Annotated in this window: 15 protein-coding genes; 3 read left to right on the top strand and 12 right to left on the bottom strand. The window is 43.4% G+C overall.

All coding sequences use genetic code 11. From position 1 onward, the window contains the following. Positions 1-10 precede the first annotated feature (10 nt). From DIC78_RS18050 to DIC78_RS18025, 6 genes are all read right to left on the bottom strand, one after another. Positions 11-601, bottom strand: a complete 591-nt coding sequence (locus DIC78_RS18050; RefSeq protein WP_024122281.1) for a transcriptional regulator FatR — start codon at positions 599-601, stop codon at positions 11-13. A 222-nt stretch (positions 602-823) separates the two neighbouring features. Beyond that, positions 824-1,372, bottom strand: coding sequence for a class I SAM-dependent methyltransferase (locus DIC78_RS18045; RefSeq protein WP_024122282.1), 549 nt, complete (start codon positions 1,370-1,372; stop codon positions 824-826). A gap of 188 nt (positions 1,373-1,560) precedes the next feature. Continuing rightward, positions 1,561-1,719: a hypothetical protein gene (locus tag DIC78_RS18040; protein ID WP_125825436.1), complete on the bottom strand. Its 159-nt coding sequence runs from the start codon at positions 1,717-1,719 to the stop codon at positions 1,561-1,563. A 165-nt stretch (positions 1,720-1,884) separates the two neighbouring features. After that, a complete protein-coding gene (locus DIC78_RS18035; protein ID WP_024122284.1) occupies positions 1,885-2,034 on the bottom strand; it encodes a YrzI family small protein in 150 nt (49 codons plus the stop codon). A 396-nt stretch (positions 2,035-2,430) separates the two neighbouring features. Further along, positions 2,431-3,231: a formate/nitrite transporter family protein gene (locus tag DIC78_RS18030; protein ID WP_095713420.1), complete on the bottom strand. Its 801-nt coding sequence runs from the start codon at positions 3,229-3,231 to the stop codon at positions 2,431-2,433. A 264-nt stretch (positions 3,232-3,495) separates the two neighbouring features. Next, positions 3,496-3,864, bottom strand: a complete 369-nt coding sequence (locus DIC78_RS18025; protein ID WP_024122287.1) for a Na-translocating system protein MpsC family protein — start codon at positions 3,862-3,864, stop codon at positions 3,496-3,498. Positions 3,865-4,179: 315 nt separating this feature from the next. Between DIC78_RS18025 and fdhF the strand changes: the two genes are divergently transcribed. Both fdhF and DIC78_RS18015 read left to right on the top strand, forming a co-directional pair. Continuing rightward, entirely contained in the window at positions 4,180-7,122 is a 2,943-nt protein-coding gene (gene fdhF, locus DIC78_RS18020; protein ID WP_127696940.1) for a formate dehydrogenase subunit alpha, read from the top strand. Between the two features lie 19 nt (positions 7,123-7,141). After that, positions 7,142-7,624 (top strand): helical membrane plugin domain-containing protein, encoded by a 483-nt coding sequence (locus DIC78_RS18015; RefSeq protein ID WP_010335090.1) that lies wholly within the window; start codon positions 7,142-7,144, stop codon positions 7,622-7,624. Positions 7,625-7,656: 32 nt separating this feature from the next. Here DIC78_RS18015 and DIC78_RS18010 read toward each other — a convergent pair whose 3' ends face one another. The 5 genes from DIC78_RS18010 to DIC78_RS17990 form a co-directional block, all read right to left on the bottom strand. After that, positions 7,657-7,887: a YrhC family protein gene (locus DIC78_RS18010; RefSeq protein WP_010335091.1), complete on the bottom strand. Its 231-nt coding sequence runs from the start codon at positions 7,885-7,887 to the stop codon at positions 7,657-7,659. A gap of 84 nt (positions 7,888-7,971) precedes the next feature. Beyond that, positions 7,972-9,111, bottom strand: coding sequence for a bifunctional cystathionine gamma-lyase/homocysteine desulfhydrase (locus DIC78_RS18005; protein WP_101864607.1), 1,140 nt, complete (start codon positions 9,109-9,111; stop codon positions 7,972-7,974). Between the two features lies 1 nt (position 9,112). Continuing rightward, positions 9,113-10,036, bottom strand: a complete 924-nt coding sequence (locus tag DIC78_RS18000; RefSeq protein ID WP_127696711.1) for an O-acetylserine dependent cystathionine beta-synthase — start codon at positions 10,034-10,036, stop codon at positions 9,113-9,115. 61 nt (positions 10,037-10,097) lie between these two features. Beyond that, a complete protein-coding gene (mtnN, locus tag DIC78_RS17995) occupies positions 10,098-10,793 on the bottom strand; it encodes a 5'-methylthioadenosine/S-adenosylhomocysteine nucleosidase (protein WP_024122292.1) in 696 nt (231 codons plus the stop codon). 20 nt (positions 10,794-10,813) lie between these two features. Further along, complete coding sequence (locus DIC78_RS17990) at positions 10,814-11,455, bottom strand: class I SAM-dependent methyltransferase (protein WP_024122293.1); 642 nt, start codon at positions 11,453-11,455, stop codon at positions 10,814-10,816. A gap of 193 nt (positions 11,456-11,648) precedes the next feature. Here DIC78_RS17990 and DIC78_RS17985 point away from each other — a divergent pair, with 193 nt between their 5' ends. Beyond that, a complete protein-coding gene (locus tag DIC78_RS17985; RefSeq protein ID WP_127696710.1) occupies positions 11,649-11,852 on the top strand; it encodes a YrzA family protein in 204 nt (67 codons plus the stop codon). Between the two features lie 34 nt (positions 11,853-11,886). On the opposite strand, the gene DIC78_RS17980 is transcribed toward DIC78_RS17985, so the two are convergent. Beyond that, complete coding sequence (locus DIC78_RS17980) at positions 11,887-12,588, bottom strand: YrrS family protein (protein ID WP_024122295.1); 702 nt, start codon at positions 12,586-12,588, stop codon at positions 11,887-11,889. Positions 12,589-12,648 lie beyond the last annotated feature (60 nt).

The following is a 12,648-nucleotide window of genomic DNA, read 5'->3' as shown; positions in this document are numbered from 1 at the left end:
CTTCCTTTCTTTATTCTTCTGAAGTCAATGAATGAAGTTTAATCGCGTCCCAGCAGCACTGCTCCAATTCAGAAATCAAATCAGCATTCATCTCTATATCACCTTGTTGCACAAGCTGATACAACTTGAGAAATGCGCCTAATACAATCGCAATTAATACATTGGAGGGCAAGGAGCGGATCACTCCTTCTGTTTTTCCCTTGTTAAAGAAATCGTCAAGCATTTGAGTCAGGTTTTCTATCATTTTTTTGCTTGTTTCATTTAAATAGTGAGCATCCTTTTTCGTTTCAAGAAAAAACAGCGCGTAGTCGCTCTCCTTCGTAAATTGAACGAGACAGCAAAATATGTGGCGAAAGCCCTCTCTGACAGGCATTTCAGAATAATTTCGCTTTACCTTTTCTGAAAAACGCTGAATGCTTTCTTGAAACAAAACATTGACGAGTGTTTCTTTGCTGTCAAAGTAGCGATAAATCGTGCCTGTACCAACTTCAGCTCTTTTTGCTATCATTGGGATGGTGGTGGCATCAAATCCTCTTTCCGTAAAAAGCGAGAGCGATGCCTTCATGATCAAATCGTATTTACTGATAAGTGCGGATGCCATGTAAACTTAAAACCTCCGATTCATTTAGGAATGAACATTCATTCCGGTTGTTCATAAATGATATCCACTCTGTCTCGAATCACCTCTTACCCATTCTTATGTTTATAGTTTATATGAAAAAAACTTTTTTTAATATAAATGCTATGCAAAAAATATAAAATTAAGAAAATATACCCAAATCCCTGAATGTCAGAAGTCTGGATATATTTCCCGAGAAATTTTTTATTTAACAGCGACAATACAAAGGCACGAATCGCGTCTGATGACAGAAATGTCTCTAAAATGCTGATCTTGCAGCAATTGAATATATTTTTTCTCGTTTTTTTCTGCATTGTTATTAATACTGATGTAAAATCGGCCGTCAATTTGAAGCACTCGATAAATCTCTCTTAATGCGAGCCTGACATCAGTACAAGCCTGAACCGTATGTAAAGAAAATACTTTATTGAAGGTACGGTCTTCAAAGGGGATCCTTTCCGGATGACCATGGAAAATGCCCCCTTGATCTGTTTTCTTTTGCTTTTGGATTGCACGAGATACCTGTCTTACTTTTCGCTTAGAAGAGTCGATGCTTTTTATGCTTCCCTTTTCAAGTTTTCCCGTTATTGTCTTAAAGACAGAGCCGTTTCCGGTTCCAATTTCTAAAATTCTGTCATTTTCTTGTATGTCTATAGAATCAATCATCATATGCTCAATTATTTTAGTTTGCTTATATTTCCCAGAAAATAATTTCAATAGGTTCGCTCGTTTATAAAGTTTGTTTTCTAGCATTTTAAACACCTGCTTTTGGTTTCCTGTGCTTATTTATTATATTAAAAAAATAAACATCGCTTCATTTCTTATACAGAATGAAGATATCAACTAGACGGCAATGTGTTTAGAAATGTTTCAACAGAACTGAACATTTTCATTTTTTCCCGCAAAAAAAGGCAGAAAACAAAATGTTTTCCGCCCGCTTTTTAATGCCAATGATATGGGAACATATACAGCCTTTGCTGCTGCATCGCCGCCAGTCTCTGCTGACGGAATGGATTGCCATAGCCGTGTTTGAAGGAATGCGGCATGGATGCATAACCATGACCTATCGACGGCAGCCTTTTTTGTTGAAAGTTCATCATGCCATCACCTGCCCTTACATAAAGTGCTGCTTTTTTTATGATATGCAGGACGGCATTTCCTTGACAGCTTCATTCGCTACACTTGGTCCTTCTCCATCGTATAATGCATCAATAGTTCCATTTTAAGCATTTGTCATCTCTCCCTTCTGTATTTTGTTTCCTTTTTCAGCGCCAGTTTGTCAAATAAAGATGTTTCAGCTGAGATTCTTTCATTTCATCATAAATCTGCTCGATCTGCTGTTCTTGTTCGAACTCTTCCGGGCTTTTAAACCGCTTGTTAATCGTTAAAGTCAAAAAGAATAGGTTAATCGTCATATCGCTCACCCCCTTTCAAAGTCTGCCCCAAGCGAAATAACCCGCGGCATCTCCCTGCTGCGGGCACATAAAAACCGCAGACAAAAGAAGACACCCATGTCTCTACTGCCTGCGGGGAGTTGCGTATGTCCGACGATTCCGAATTTAATGCGTGCGATAAGCATCGGTTAAGGAAGGACACGGACTCTTCCACAGGCTGAATAAACCATTATAAATTCCTTGTACATTGCGTGAGCCATTAACTGGTCTGCGTCGTTGTCGCATTGTCATTTTGATTCAGCCTCCTTTGCTTTTTTTCTTACTTCGTAAGTATATCCACCAAATTCCATTTTGTAAACATCTTTTTCTAAAAATGGACGTAAATTGTGTGATTCATCGACTGTCTTTGTCCCTTGTTTATGATACCTGTTTCATTTCTTTTCTGGAGCGGTCTTTCTTATGATATGCGATAAAATAGATGAATCCGACAAACACTGCTCCTCCAATAACATTGCCGATAAAAGCCGGAATGAGGTTTCCGATAAACTGCCCCCACGTAAACGAGCCTGCAAAAATGGCAGCCGGAATCACAAACATGTTGGCGACAACGTGCTGAAATCCGATTGCCACAAAGGCCATGACAGGGAACCAGATGCCAAAAATTTTCCCTGCGCCATCTTGAGCACCGAAGGAAAGCCAAACTGCAAGACACACCAGCCAGTTACAGCCGATGCCGGAAACGAGAACCTTGCCAAAGCTCATATCAAGCTTGCCTTGTGCAACAGCGATCGTCTTTTCCAAATATGGCCCCGTTTCGGTTAAGCCGACAAGATGGCCGAAAAAGTAAGCAACAAACAAAGCTCCGATCAGATTCATAATGGTGACGATCACCCAATTAACCGCCAATTCCTTTAGTGATATTTTTCTCGAAAATAACGCCATTGCCACTGACATCATATTTCCTGTAATCAGCTCAGCCCCTGCAAGAACCACAAGTATCAGTCCTACAGGAAATACCGCAGCCCCGATAAAACTGGACATGCTTCCCCATTCTTTCGGAAGATCGCCGATCACCCTGATATCAAGCAAATAACCGAGTGCGATAAAGGCACCGCCTAAAAACCCCAGCACCAAGAGAGACAGCAGCGGAAGCTTTACCTTTTTCATCCCTGCTTCAATTGCTGCTTCTGCTATTTCATCCGGTTTCCGAAAACCCATACTAAATACGCCCCCATTGTTTCTCCATTTTTACAGTTATAAAAGAAAAGCATCAAAAAAGGCAGCACTCAAATAACCTGTATCAATCAGGTGTTTGAATGCTGCCTAACTTGTGTGCATACCCATACAACAACATCAAGCAGAATTAAGATATTGATAGAGAATATATACAGTTCGTGCATACATTCCATTGCTTTTGTCCTTCTATAACTGCAGTAAAAACATCATATCAAATGTGACAATTTTGTGTCAATGGCAAATATGCTAGTTAAAAAGGACTTCTTTTTGGTCGTCAATTTTTCGGTCAAAGACAAAAACAGATACGGCGATATTTTCTTCAATTTTGATATCAGAAAACAAATGAACAAGCTTAGCCCCGATCAGCTCCTCCATTCCTTCCGGCGTTTTTTTAGAGTAAAGGTCTTGAATCAGGCTTGTCCGGGCCGCATGTACCATTTCTCTTCCCTCAGGCGTGCGGGCGATAAACTGCTCGCTCGCGCTCAGGTTGCCGTAGAGCGTCGACACAGCCATATTATCTACAAATACCGTGTGAATCCGTTCAGGTCCTTTGCCGAACAATTCCTTGCGAAGTTTTCGAATAATATCATTGAACTCATGAATTTTCTTTGACATGCTGATTACCCCTTCCGATTTTGCCTTAAAAAAGGCCGTTCCCGGTTCCCCTCAGGACATTTCACTTGGTTAAAATTTTCCTGTCATATTGTATTATAATAAATATCACTTTATAATAAAAGCAGTGTTGATGGATTTGTAATAGGATCTTGTTATGAGTCTATCGGTTTATAAAAATCCAGGATTGGTCTGTTAGTAAGACTTGCTAGTGAACTATTCCGCCATGTGTGTTTACACCTTCTGTGAATGAAAGACAGGTGTATCTATACATGGCTTTTTTGACTTCTTGAAAGAAAGATGGAGGGGAATATGAATATGATGGACGATAAGTCGATCAGTGTCCGCGTTGACGGAACAGAAATTCAAGCACGAGCAGGGGCCACAATTTTAGATATTTTAAATGAAAATGGGATTGAGTATCCGCAAATCTGCCACGTCCCAGAGGTTGATCCGATTCAAACATGCGATACATGCATTGTAGAGGCAGACGGCAAGCTGGTTCGTTCATGCTCTACGGTCGCTGAAAACGGAATGTCAATTGATCTTTCGGGAAATCGGGTGAAAGAGGCACAAACCGAAGCAATGGACCGCCTTCTTGAAAATCATTTGCTGTATTGTACAGTTTGCGATAATAACAATGGGAACTGTACACTGCATAATACAGCGGAAATGATGGGGATCGAGCATCAAAAATACCCTTATACGCCAAAAGAAGATCCGTCTTGTGCGGTTGATATGTCTCACCCGTTTTACCGATATGATCCAAACCAATGCATCGCCTGCGGCCAGTGTGTTGAGGTGTGTCAGAACCTTCAAGTCAATGAAACACTCTCTATCGACTGGGAACGCGAACGTCCGCGGGTTATTTGGGATGAAGGAGTTTCAATCAATGAATCTTCTTGTGTCAGCTGCGGCCAATGTGTCACGGTTTGTCCGTGTAATGCACTGATGGAAAAATCAATGCTTGGCCAGGCTGGCTTTATGACGGGCATCAAGCAGGATGTCATGGAACCAATGATTGACCTTGTCAAAAATGTTGAACCGGGGTACAGCAGCATATTTGCCATTTCTGAAGTTGAAGCGGCAATGCGTGAAACGAGAACGAAAAAAACCAAAACGGTATGTACGTTCTGCGGCGTCGGCTGTTCCTTTGAAGTATGGACAAAAGGCCGGGATATCTTAAAGATCCAGCCTGTTTCCGATGCTCCGGTTAACGCGATTTCTACATGCGTGAAAGGAAAATTCGGCTGGGATTTCGTCAACTCTGAAGAACGGATTACAAAGCCTTTAATCCGTAAAAACGGGGCTTTTGTTGAATCATCTTGGGAAGAAGCCCTCGATCTAGTCGCAAGCAGATTAGGTGCAATTAAAGAGACATACGGCAAAGGCTCTGTCGGATTCATTTCTTCTTCTAAAATTACGAATGAAGAAAACTATGTCATCCAAAAATTAGCGCGTCAGGTATTTGAAACAAATAACGTCGATAACTGCTCTCGCTACTGTCAGTCTCCTGCTACAGACGGGTTGTTCCGTACGGTCGGCATGGGCGGTGACGCCGGCACGATTAAAGATATTGCCAAGGCCGGACTCGTCATCATCGTCGGCGCCAATCCGGCTGAAGGACATCCGGTGCTTGCAACACGGGTCAAACGTGCACACAAGCTCCATGGACAAAAATTGATCGTTGCCGACCTGCGGAAAAATGAGATGGCTGAGCGGTCTGATCTGTTCATCAGTCCTAAACAAGGTACAGACCAAGTATGGCTGATGGCCGTTACGAAATATATGATCGACCAAGGCTGGCATGATCAAGCGTTTATTGAGGAGAACGTGAACTACTTTGAAGACTATAAAGAAACACTTAAAACCTATACGCTTGATTATGCGGAACGCATCACAGGCCTCTCAAAAGAAAGCATCATTCAAATTGCCGAGATGATTCGTGACGCTGACGGCACTTGTGTTCTTTGGGGAATGGGTGTTACTCAAAATACGGGCGGCTCTGATACGTCAGCAGCGATTTCGAACCTGCTTCTGGCAACAGGCAACTACCGCCGTCCGGGTGCCGGCGCTTATCCACTGCGCGGCCACAATAACGTTCAAGGCGCTTGCGATATGGGGACATTGCCAGGCTGGCTTCCGGGATATCAGCATATTACAGATGACGAAGCACGCGCCAAATTTGAAAAGGCTTATGGTGTGGAGATTGAAGGAAAACCAGGTTTAGACAATATTCAAATGCTTCATTCCATTGAAGAAGGCAAGATGAAGGCCATGTACCTTGTTGGTGAAGATATGGCACTGGTCGATTCGAATGCGAACCATGTGCATGATATTTTATCAAGCCTTGATTTCTTCGTGGTTCAGGACATTTTCCTGTCGAGAACGGCTCAATATGCCGATGTCGTCTTGCCTGCCACTCCATCTCTTGAGAAAGATGGAACGTTTACCAATACAGAGCGCCGTGTGCAGCGATTGTATCAAGCGCTTCCGACACTTGGAGACGCGAAACCGGATTGGTGGATTATTCAAGAGGTGGCAAACCGCTTAGGAGCCGGATGGAGCTACAGCCATCCAAGCGACATTTTCTCTGAAATGGCGAGTCTTTCTCCTCTATTTGGAAAAGCCAGCTATGAGGTGCTTGAAGGCTGGAACACCTTCCTATGGGGCAGCTTCACAGGTGAAAGCACGCCGCTTCTGTATGAAGACGGATTTAATTTCCCAGACAAGAAAGCCCGTTTTGCACTGTCTGATTGGACTGAACCTGCCGCTTTCCCTGAGGAATATGATCTTCACATCAATAACGGCCGGATGCTTGAGCATTTCCATGAAGGAAATATGACAAATAAATCGAAAGGCATTCAATCCAAAGTGCCGAATGTATTCGTCGAAGTATCGCCGGAGCTTGCACAGGAGCGCGGCATTTGTGACGGTTCACTGGTTCGCCTCGTTTCTCCGTTCGGAGCTGTTAAATTAAATGCGCTCATTACTGACCGTGTGCGAAAAAATGAACTCTACCTGCCGATGAACTCGACAGACAAGGATTCAGCGATTAACTTCCTGACAGGGCCTGCGGCTGATAAACGCACGAACACGCCTGCTTACAAACAAACGAAGGTTCGCATGGAGGTGCTTGGAGGCTGCGAAAGCGCACCGCTTCCTAAAACAAATCCGCGCAACAAGAAACGGAATCCGCAAAACGGCGTCGAGGCAGAAAGAAAATGGAACCGTCCGGGTTATGTCCATTTGACTGATTAAATGAAAGGGGGAAACGAAAATGGCCACTCCGATTACAACGATCAAAAAAGAAACAAAAACAGCGGAGCAAATCAAGCTTGAGAAAATCGAGGAGCTGAAGGAGCTGCTGACGGAAAATGAGGATGCCGTCTCGAAAACGATGACGTTAATGAGTGAACTTAATGAGCTTGGCATCTTTGATGCAGCAGCAAGCATGCTGAGGGCGAAAGAAGACATCGCCAAAATCGCGCTTGGCCAGGTATCTCGCGAGCCTGTCACAAACCTCATCAACACGATGATGGCGGCTGGAGGCGCTTTGACAAAGGCTGATCCTGCGTTTACAGGCAAGCTTTTAGAAAGCGTAATGGCGGGAACCGAACAGGCGCAAAGCTTTTTAAAAGAAGACAAGAAAGTCGGCATTCTCGATCTTTTAAAAGCGATGAACGACCCTGATATTAACAGAGCAGTCGGCTTCGGCCTTCAGTTTTTAAAAGGCATGGGAAAAGAGCTGCGAGAAGAATAACAAAAAACAGCCATCAGTTGATGGCTGTTTTTTTATTCGTCGGCTTCTTCCAAGCGCTTCTTATATACAAGTGAACGGTCGGCGCAAAAGAAAGCGCCGGCTAAAAACACGCAATCCGTCATAAACATAACTGATTTCTGGCCTAACGTTAAGCCCTGATCAGGAAGAACCGCGCCTATATATAAAAAAGTGCTGACTGCAAGCAAGGTAAAAGCGAAATGCTTGTAGTCTTCTTTTAATGATTTCATTCTATTCTTCTTCATAAAAGAATCACCTGCCAGATTCATAGTATACGACTATTATAATATACTCTGGCAGCTTACAGAGAAAGTAAATCTATCCATTTGTTATAAAATGTTAAGAGCCTGCTCGATATCTTCCAGCAAATCCTCCCCATCCTCTATTCCCACAGAGATTCTGATCAAGCCGTCTGTAATGCCGAGTTCAAGCCGGCGCTCTCTCGGAATAGAAGCATGTGTCATTCTAGCCGGAACAGAAATTAAGCTTTCTACAGCGCCCAGGCTTTCTGCAATTGTAAACAGCTTAAGTTTGCCTAAAAAGGCATCCACTCGCTCTTCACTGCCAATATCAAAGGAGATCATGCCTCCAAAGCCTGATCCTTGAGATTTCGCAAGCTTATGTCCCGGATGGTTTGGAGAACCAGGGTAATATAACGTTTGAACAGCAGGATGCTGCTCAAGAAAGCTTGCGATTTTCCGCGCGTTTTGATCGATTGCTTCCATTCTGAGCCCCAGTGTTTTGATCCCTCTCATTAACAGCCATGAATCCTGAGGGCCGAGCACGCCGCCTGTTGAATTTTGCACAAAATGCAGCTCTTCTCCAAGCTCTTTCGAAGCTGTAATAACTAAACCGCCGACAACATCACTGTGCCCGCCGAGATATTTAGTCGCACTGTGAAGTACGATATCAGCGCCTAAAGTAAGCGGCTGCTGAAAATATGGTGTATTAAAGGTGTTGTCTACGATTAGAAGAACCCCCGCTTTTTTCGCAATATCTGCCATCAGTGATAAATCGGTGATTTTGAGAAGCGGATTTGTCGGTGTCTCAATATAAATTGCCTTTGTATTGGGACGAATCGCTTTTTCGACTTCTTCTCTGCTGCTTGTATCCACAAAAGTTGATTCAATGCCGAGACGGTTAAGCACTTTTGTCATCACTCGATATGTCCCGCCGTACACGTCATCAGTCAAAACCACATGGTCTCCGCTGTTAAACAGCATCATAACAGCTGTAATTGCAGCCATTCCTGAGCTGAACGCATAACCTGCTTCCCCGGCTTCGAGCTCTGTCACAAGCGTTTCCAGTGCAGTTCTTGTCGGGTTGGCCGTTCTTGAATATTCATAGCCGGTATGCTGCCCTGCTTTTGGCTGCTTGTACGTGCTCACTTGATATATCGGAACGGAAACAGCTCCTGTTTTCTCATCACCTGTGATCCCGCCATGTACCATCAATGTTTTTTTCTTCATATCAGATGCCTCCTTCGTATATATGTTTGCTGATATACCGATCACTGCTGTCTGGGAATACTGTGACAATATTTGTTCCGGCAGACGATTTTTTCGCTTCCTCCAATGCCGCATAAAGCGCTGCACCTGAAGAGCTTCCGATCAGCAGGCCTTCTTTTTCAGCCGCTTCTTTCACAAGTCTAAAAGCATTCTCATCTGTTACCGTATATATTTCATCAAAATGGCTTTGATCCATATAGTCAGGGATAAACTCCATGCCGATCCCTTCTGTTTTATGAGCATAAGGCTCTCCGCCGTTTAATATGGAGCCTTCCGGTTCGACAATCACTGTTTTGACTGCGGGATGTTTTTCTTTTAAGAAGGATGCTGTTCCCGCGAATGTGCCTCCTGATCCTGCCCCCGCGATAAACGTATGAATATTGCCGTCAAGCGCTTTCCATATTTCAGGCCCAAGAGTCTTATAGTAAGTCGATGGATTTACTCGGTTTTTAAATTGCAAAACACAATAGGAATTATCAATTTCCCTCTCCAGCTGTATCGCTTTTTGAATGGCTCCCTGCATTCCGTCTTTACGCGGCGTATGCACGATTGACGCTCCTAGCGCCTGCATAATTTGCTGCTTTTCTTTGCTGAAATGTTCCGGAACACAGAAAATGGCTTTTAAACCATGTTTTCTGGCGTTAAGGGCAAGCCCGATACCTGTATTTCCGGCCGTTGCCTCTATAATGACTCCCCCGGGCTTCACTTTGCCTGAATCCAGGGCGTCACGAATCAGCATATCTCCCAGCCTGTCTTTTATGCTTCCGCCAGGGTTCATCATTTCCAGCTTGGCATATACAGCCACTCCTTCAGGAATATCAAAATTCTTCAAGCGGAGAAGCGGTGTATTCCCAATCAGCTCCGTAATGTCCGTAATAACTGTCATATATGTCCTCCTCCTTGATAGAGGTTGTTTTAGGGAAAACGGAGGAGAACACTCCCCCGTTTTAATGAATTCGTTTGATCACTTTTAACACAAGCTCTGTTGAGTGAACAGCGGCCTGCTCTAAAAATTGGTCAAATGATACATGTGATTCTTTTCCTGCGATATCAGATAATGCTCTGATCACAACAAACGGCGTTTTAAACTGGTGGCACACTTGAGCGACTGCCGCTGCCTCCATTTCAACCGCATACAGATCAGAAAATCTCGCACGCACCTCTTCGACCCGCTTCGGATCATTCATAAAAGAATCACCTGTTGCGATCGTTCCTTTTGCAACTTGAATGCCGTCAAGCTCAGAAATCGCTTCTTCAGTAATGCTGATCAGCTTTTCATCTGCGGCGTAAGCAGCCGGAAGGCCTGGCACCTGTCCGTATTCATAATCAAAGGCCGTTACATCTACATCATGATGGCGAACGTCAGTAGAAATGACGACGTCTCCCACATTCAGTGTATGATGAAATCCGCCCGCTGAGCCTGTGTTAATCACATAATCAGGCTTGTAGCGATCAAGCAGAAGTGTCGTGCTGATCGCAGCATTCACTTTTCCAATTCCTGATTTTAAAAGAATCACTTCAGTTCCTTCATATTGGCCTGTTGTAAATTCACAGTGCGCGATCGTTTCTGTTTTTGCATTTTCCAGTTTGTTTCTTAGGATGGTTACTTCCTCTTCCATTGCTCCGATGACTGCTAGTTTCATCTATACACATTCCCTTCACTTTACCGTTTGATCGCCTCCATTATCCACACGAAGTCGTTTTGCTGAATGAATTGGACTGCAAAACCTTCAGCTGTAAACATCTCTTTCATCGTTTCCAATGTGGGATAATGCTCTGTCTTTAAATCATTCGCCAGCTGATAGAAGCCCTGAGAACGTGCTTTATCAATGGCTTGATTATACGCTTCCTCGTGTTCAAAGACAGTATCGGCAAACACTATTTTATCATGCATGTGAAGGTATTTGCCATATTGCTTTATTGCAGCTCGTTTTTCTTCGTCAGTCAAATGATGAAAAGCATATGAACTGACAATCGTGTCAGCCTGAAATGGCGGTTCAGGGAATGTCAGGAAGTCTCCGTCAACAATTTCCGCCCTGCCGCGAAGCTTGTCAGATGCTAACTTGCGCATCGCCGGAGACGGCTCGACTCCAAATACAGATTTCCCCGCTTCAAGCAGTTTCGCTGTCAAGTTGCCGGTCCCTGGCCCAAATTCTAATACACGAATCCCTGACCGGCTGACAATGGCATTCAAAATATCATCATAGCCTCTGAACGCCTCTTTATACTGAATATCAAAACCTTGAACTGTTTGATCGTAAGTTGCGGCCCAATCCTCAAAAAGAGGGATAAATTCACGTCCCATAGTTGTCACACTCCATATTTTATAATTCCTATAAGCATACTATGAATTAATGATGGAACAGTTCCTATCTTACCATATCTTCTTGAAAGTAGGTACTAAAACACTTTGGTGTTTTTTATCCAGTCATATATTGCGCGTACAGCGTAAAAAGGCTTATACTTCATATGACTTGTAAAGGCGGAGGGGTCGAAAGATGAATTTTCAATTGGATATGATTAAAGACAAAGTAGAATTTTTCGAAGCGGCATCATTGCAGGAGCTTGAAAAGAAAATCAACACACAAATTGAAAACAATAAAGCAATCATGCTGCGTGTGAAATCTGTCTCGCATCAAACTGCTGTGGCAGACGGAAAATTTTTTTACAGCGCCGTTGTTCATTTTGCGGCTGAGGTGTAAAACAAAAGCAGCCGAAAGATTCGGCTGCTTTTGTTTATTTTAATTTTTCTACTTTTGTCGGCTTCCAGCCTTTTTCATCAACCCATGTAATCGTTACTTGATATTTCTCTCCGCTCGTTTTATCTAAAATCTTACCTTTGGCATCCTGAGGGCTGCCGTTATTTCCGAGCCAGAGCACGGTCATGTTATCTGTTGAAACACCGGTTGCATATGATATGGCTTTCAGCATCTCAGCCCAGTCTTGTGAGCTTGAGTCATAAGTGGCGGCATGCTCGCCCTTCTGCTCAGTTCCGACTGCTTTCCAGTCAGGATTTTCATACGTTTTTTCTACATCACTTGATGAGCCGCCTTCTGTGACTTTTGCGTCTTTAAGCGGGTCATCTGAATTTGAGTCTGAATCTGAATCTGAGTCATCACTTTTAGAAGAATCATCTTTTTTGGAATCTGAATCTGAGTCAGAAGATTTCTCAGAATCCTTTTCGCTGTCAGATGTATCTTTCTTACTGTCTTTTATATCCTCATCCGATTTCTTTTCCGTCTTTCCTGAAGCCGGAGATTCCTGTTTTTGCGCCGTTTCAGAATCCTTGCTGACATCTTTGCTAGAAGGACTGTTAATGAAGAGATTGGCTGCTACTACAACAATTAGAATAGATACGATTGCGATTAAGATGTTAAGCACTAAATTAGCTTTCCTGCGCTTATCACGGTTTTCATAACGAGATTGATTATTGCTCAATAATTCTGCACTCCTTTATCCCTCTTGGCTCAGCATATATTTTACCATGTGCTGAGAAGT

Origin of the sequence: Bacillus halotolerans, assembly GCF_004006435.1 — a bacterium.
In the GTDB taxonomy this organism is placed as follows: domain Bacteria; phylum Bacillota; class Bacilli; order Bacillales; family Bacillaceae; genus Bacillus; species Bacillus halotolerans.
This window is presented reverse-complemented; position numbering and strand designations above follow the sequence as displayed.

Excerpts from the sequence above, each read along its gene's own strand:
- DIC78_RS18050 (WP_024122281.1), bottom strand. The coding sequence starts at position 601 with ATGGCATCCGCACTTATCAGTAAATACGATTTGATCATGAAGGCATCG.
- DIC78_RS18045 (WP_024122282.1), bottom strand. The coding sequence starts at position 1,372 with ATGCTAGAAAACAAACTTTATAAACGAGCGAACCTATTGAAATTATTT.
- DIC78_RS18040 (WP_125825436.1), bottom strand. The coding sequence starts at position 1,719 with ATGATGAACTTTCAACAAAAAAGGCTGCCGTCGATAGGTCATGGTTAT.
- DIC78_RS18035 (WP_024122284.1), bottom strand. The coding sequence starts at position 2,034 with ATGACGATTAACCTATTCTTTTTGACTTTAACGATTAACAAGCGGTTT.
- DIC78_RS18030 (WP_095713420.1), bottom strand. The coding sequence starts at position 3,231 with ATGGGTTTTCGGAAACCGGATGAAATAGCAGAAGCAGCAATTGAAGCA.
- DIC78_RS18025 (WP_024122287.1), bottom strand. The coding sequence starts at position 3,864 with ATGTCAAAGAAAATTCATGAGTTCAATGATATTATTCGAAAACTTCGC.
- fdhF (WP_127696940.1), top strand. The coding sequence starts at position 4,180 with ATGATGGACGATAAGTCGATCAGTGTCCGCGTTGACGGAACAGAAATT.
- DIC78_RS18015 (WP_010335090.1), top strand. The coding sequence starts at position 7,142 with ATGGCCACTCCGATTACAACGATCAAAAAAGAAACAAAAACAGCGGAG.
- DIC78_RS18010 (WP_010335091.1), bottom strand. The coding sequence starts at position 7,887 with ATGAAGAAGAATAGAATGAAATCATTAAAAGAAGACTACAAGCATTTC.
- DIC78_RS18005 (WP_101864607.1), bottom strand. The coding sequence starts at position 9,111 with ATGAAGAAAAAAACATTGATGGTACATGGCGGGATCACAGGTGATGAG.
- DIC78_RS18000 (WP_127696711.1), bottom strand. The coding sequence starts at position 10,036 with ATGACAGTTATTACGGACATTACGGAGCTGATTGGGAATACACCGCTT.
- mtnN (WP_024122292.1), bottom strand. The coding sequence starts at position 10,793 with ATGAAACTAGCAGTCATCGGAGCAATGGAAGAGGAAGTAACCATCCTA.
- DIC78_RS17990 (WP_024122293.1), bottom strand. The coding sequence starts at position 11,455 with ATGGGACGTGAATTTATCCCTCTTTTTGAGGATTGGGCCGCAACTTAC.
- DIC78_RS17985 (WP_127696710.1), top strand. The coding sequence starts at position 11,649 with ATGAATTTTCAATTGGATATGATTAAAGACAAAGTAGAATTTTTCGAA.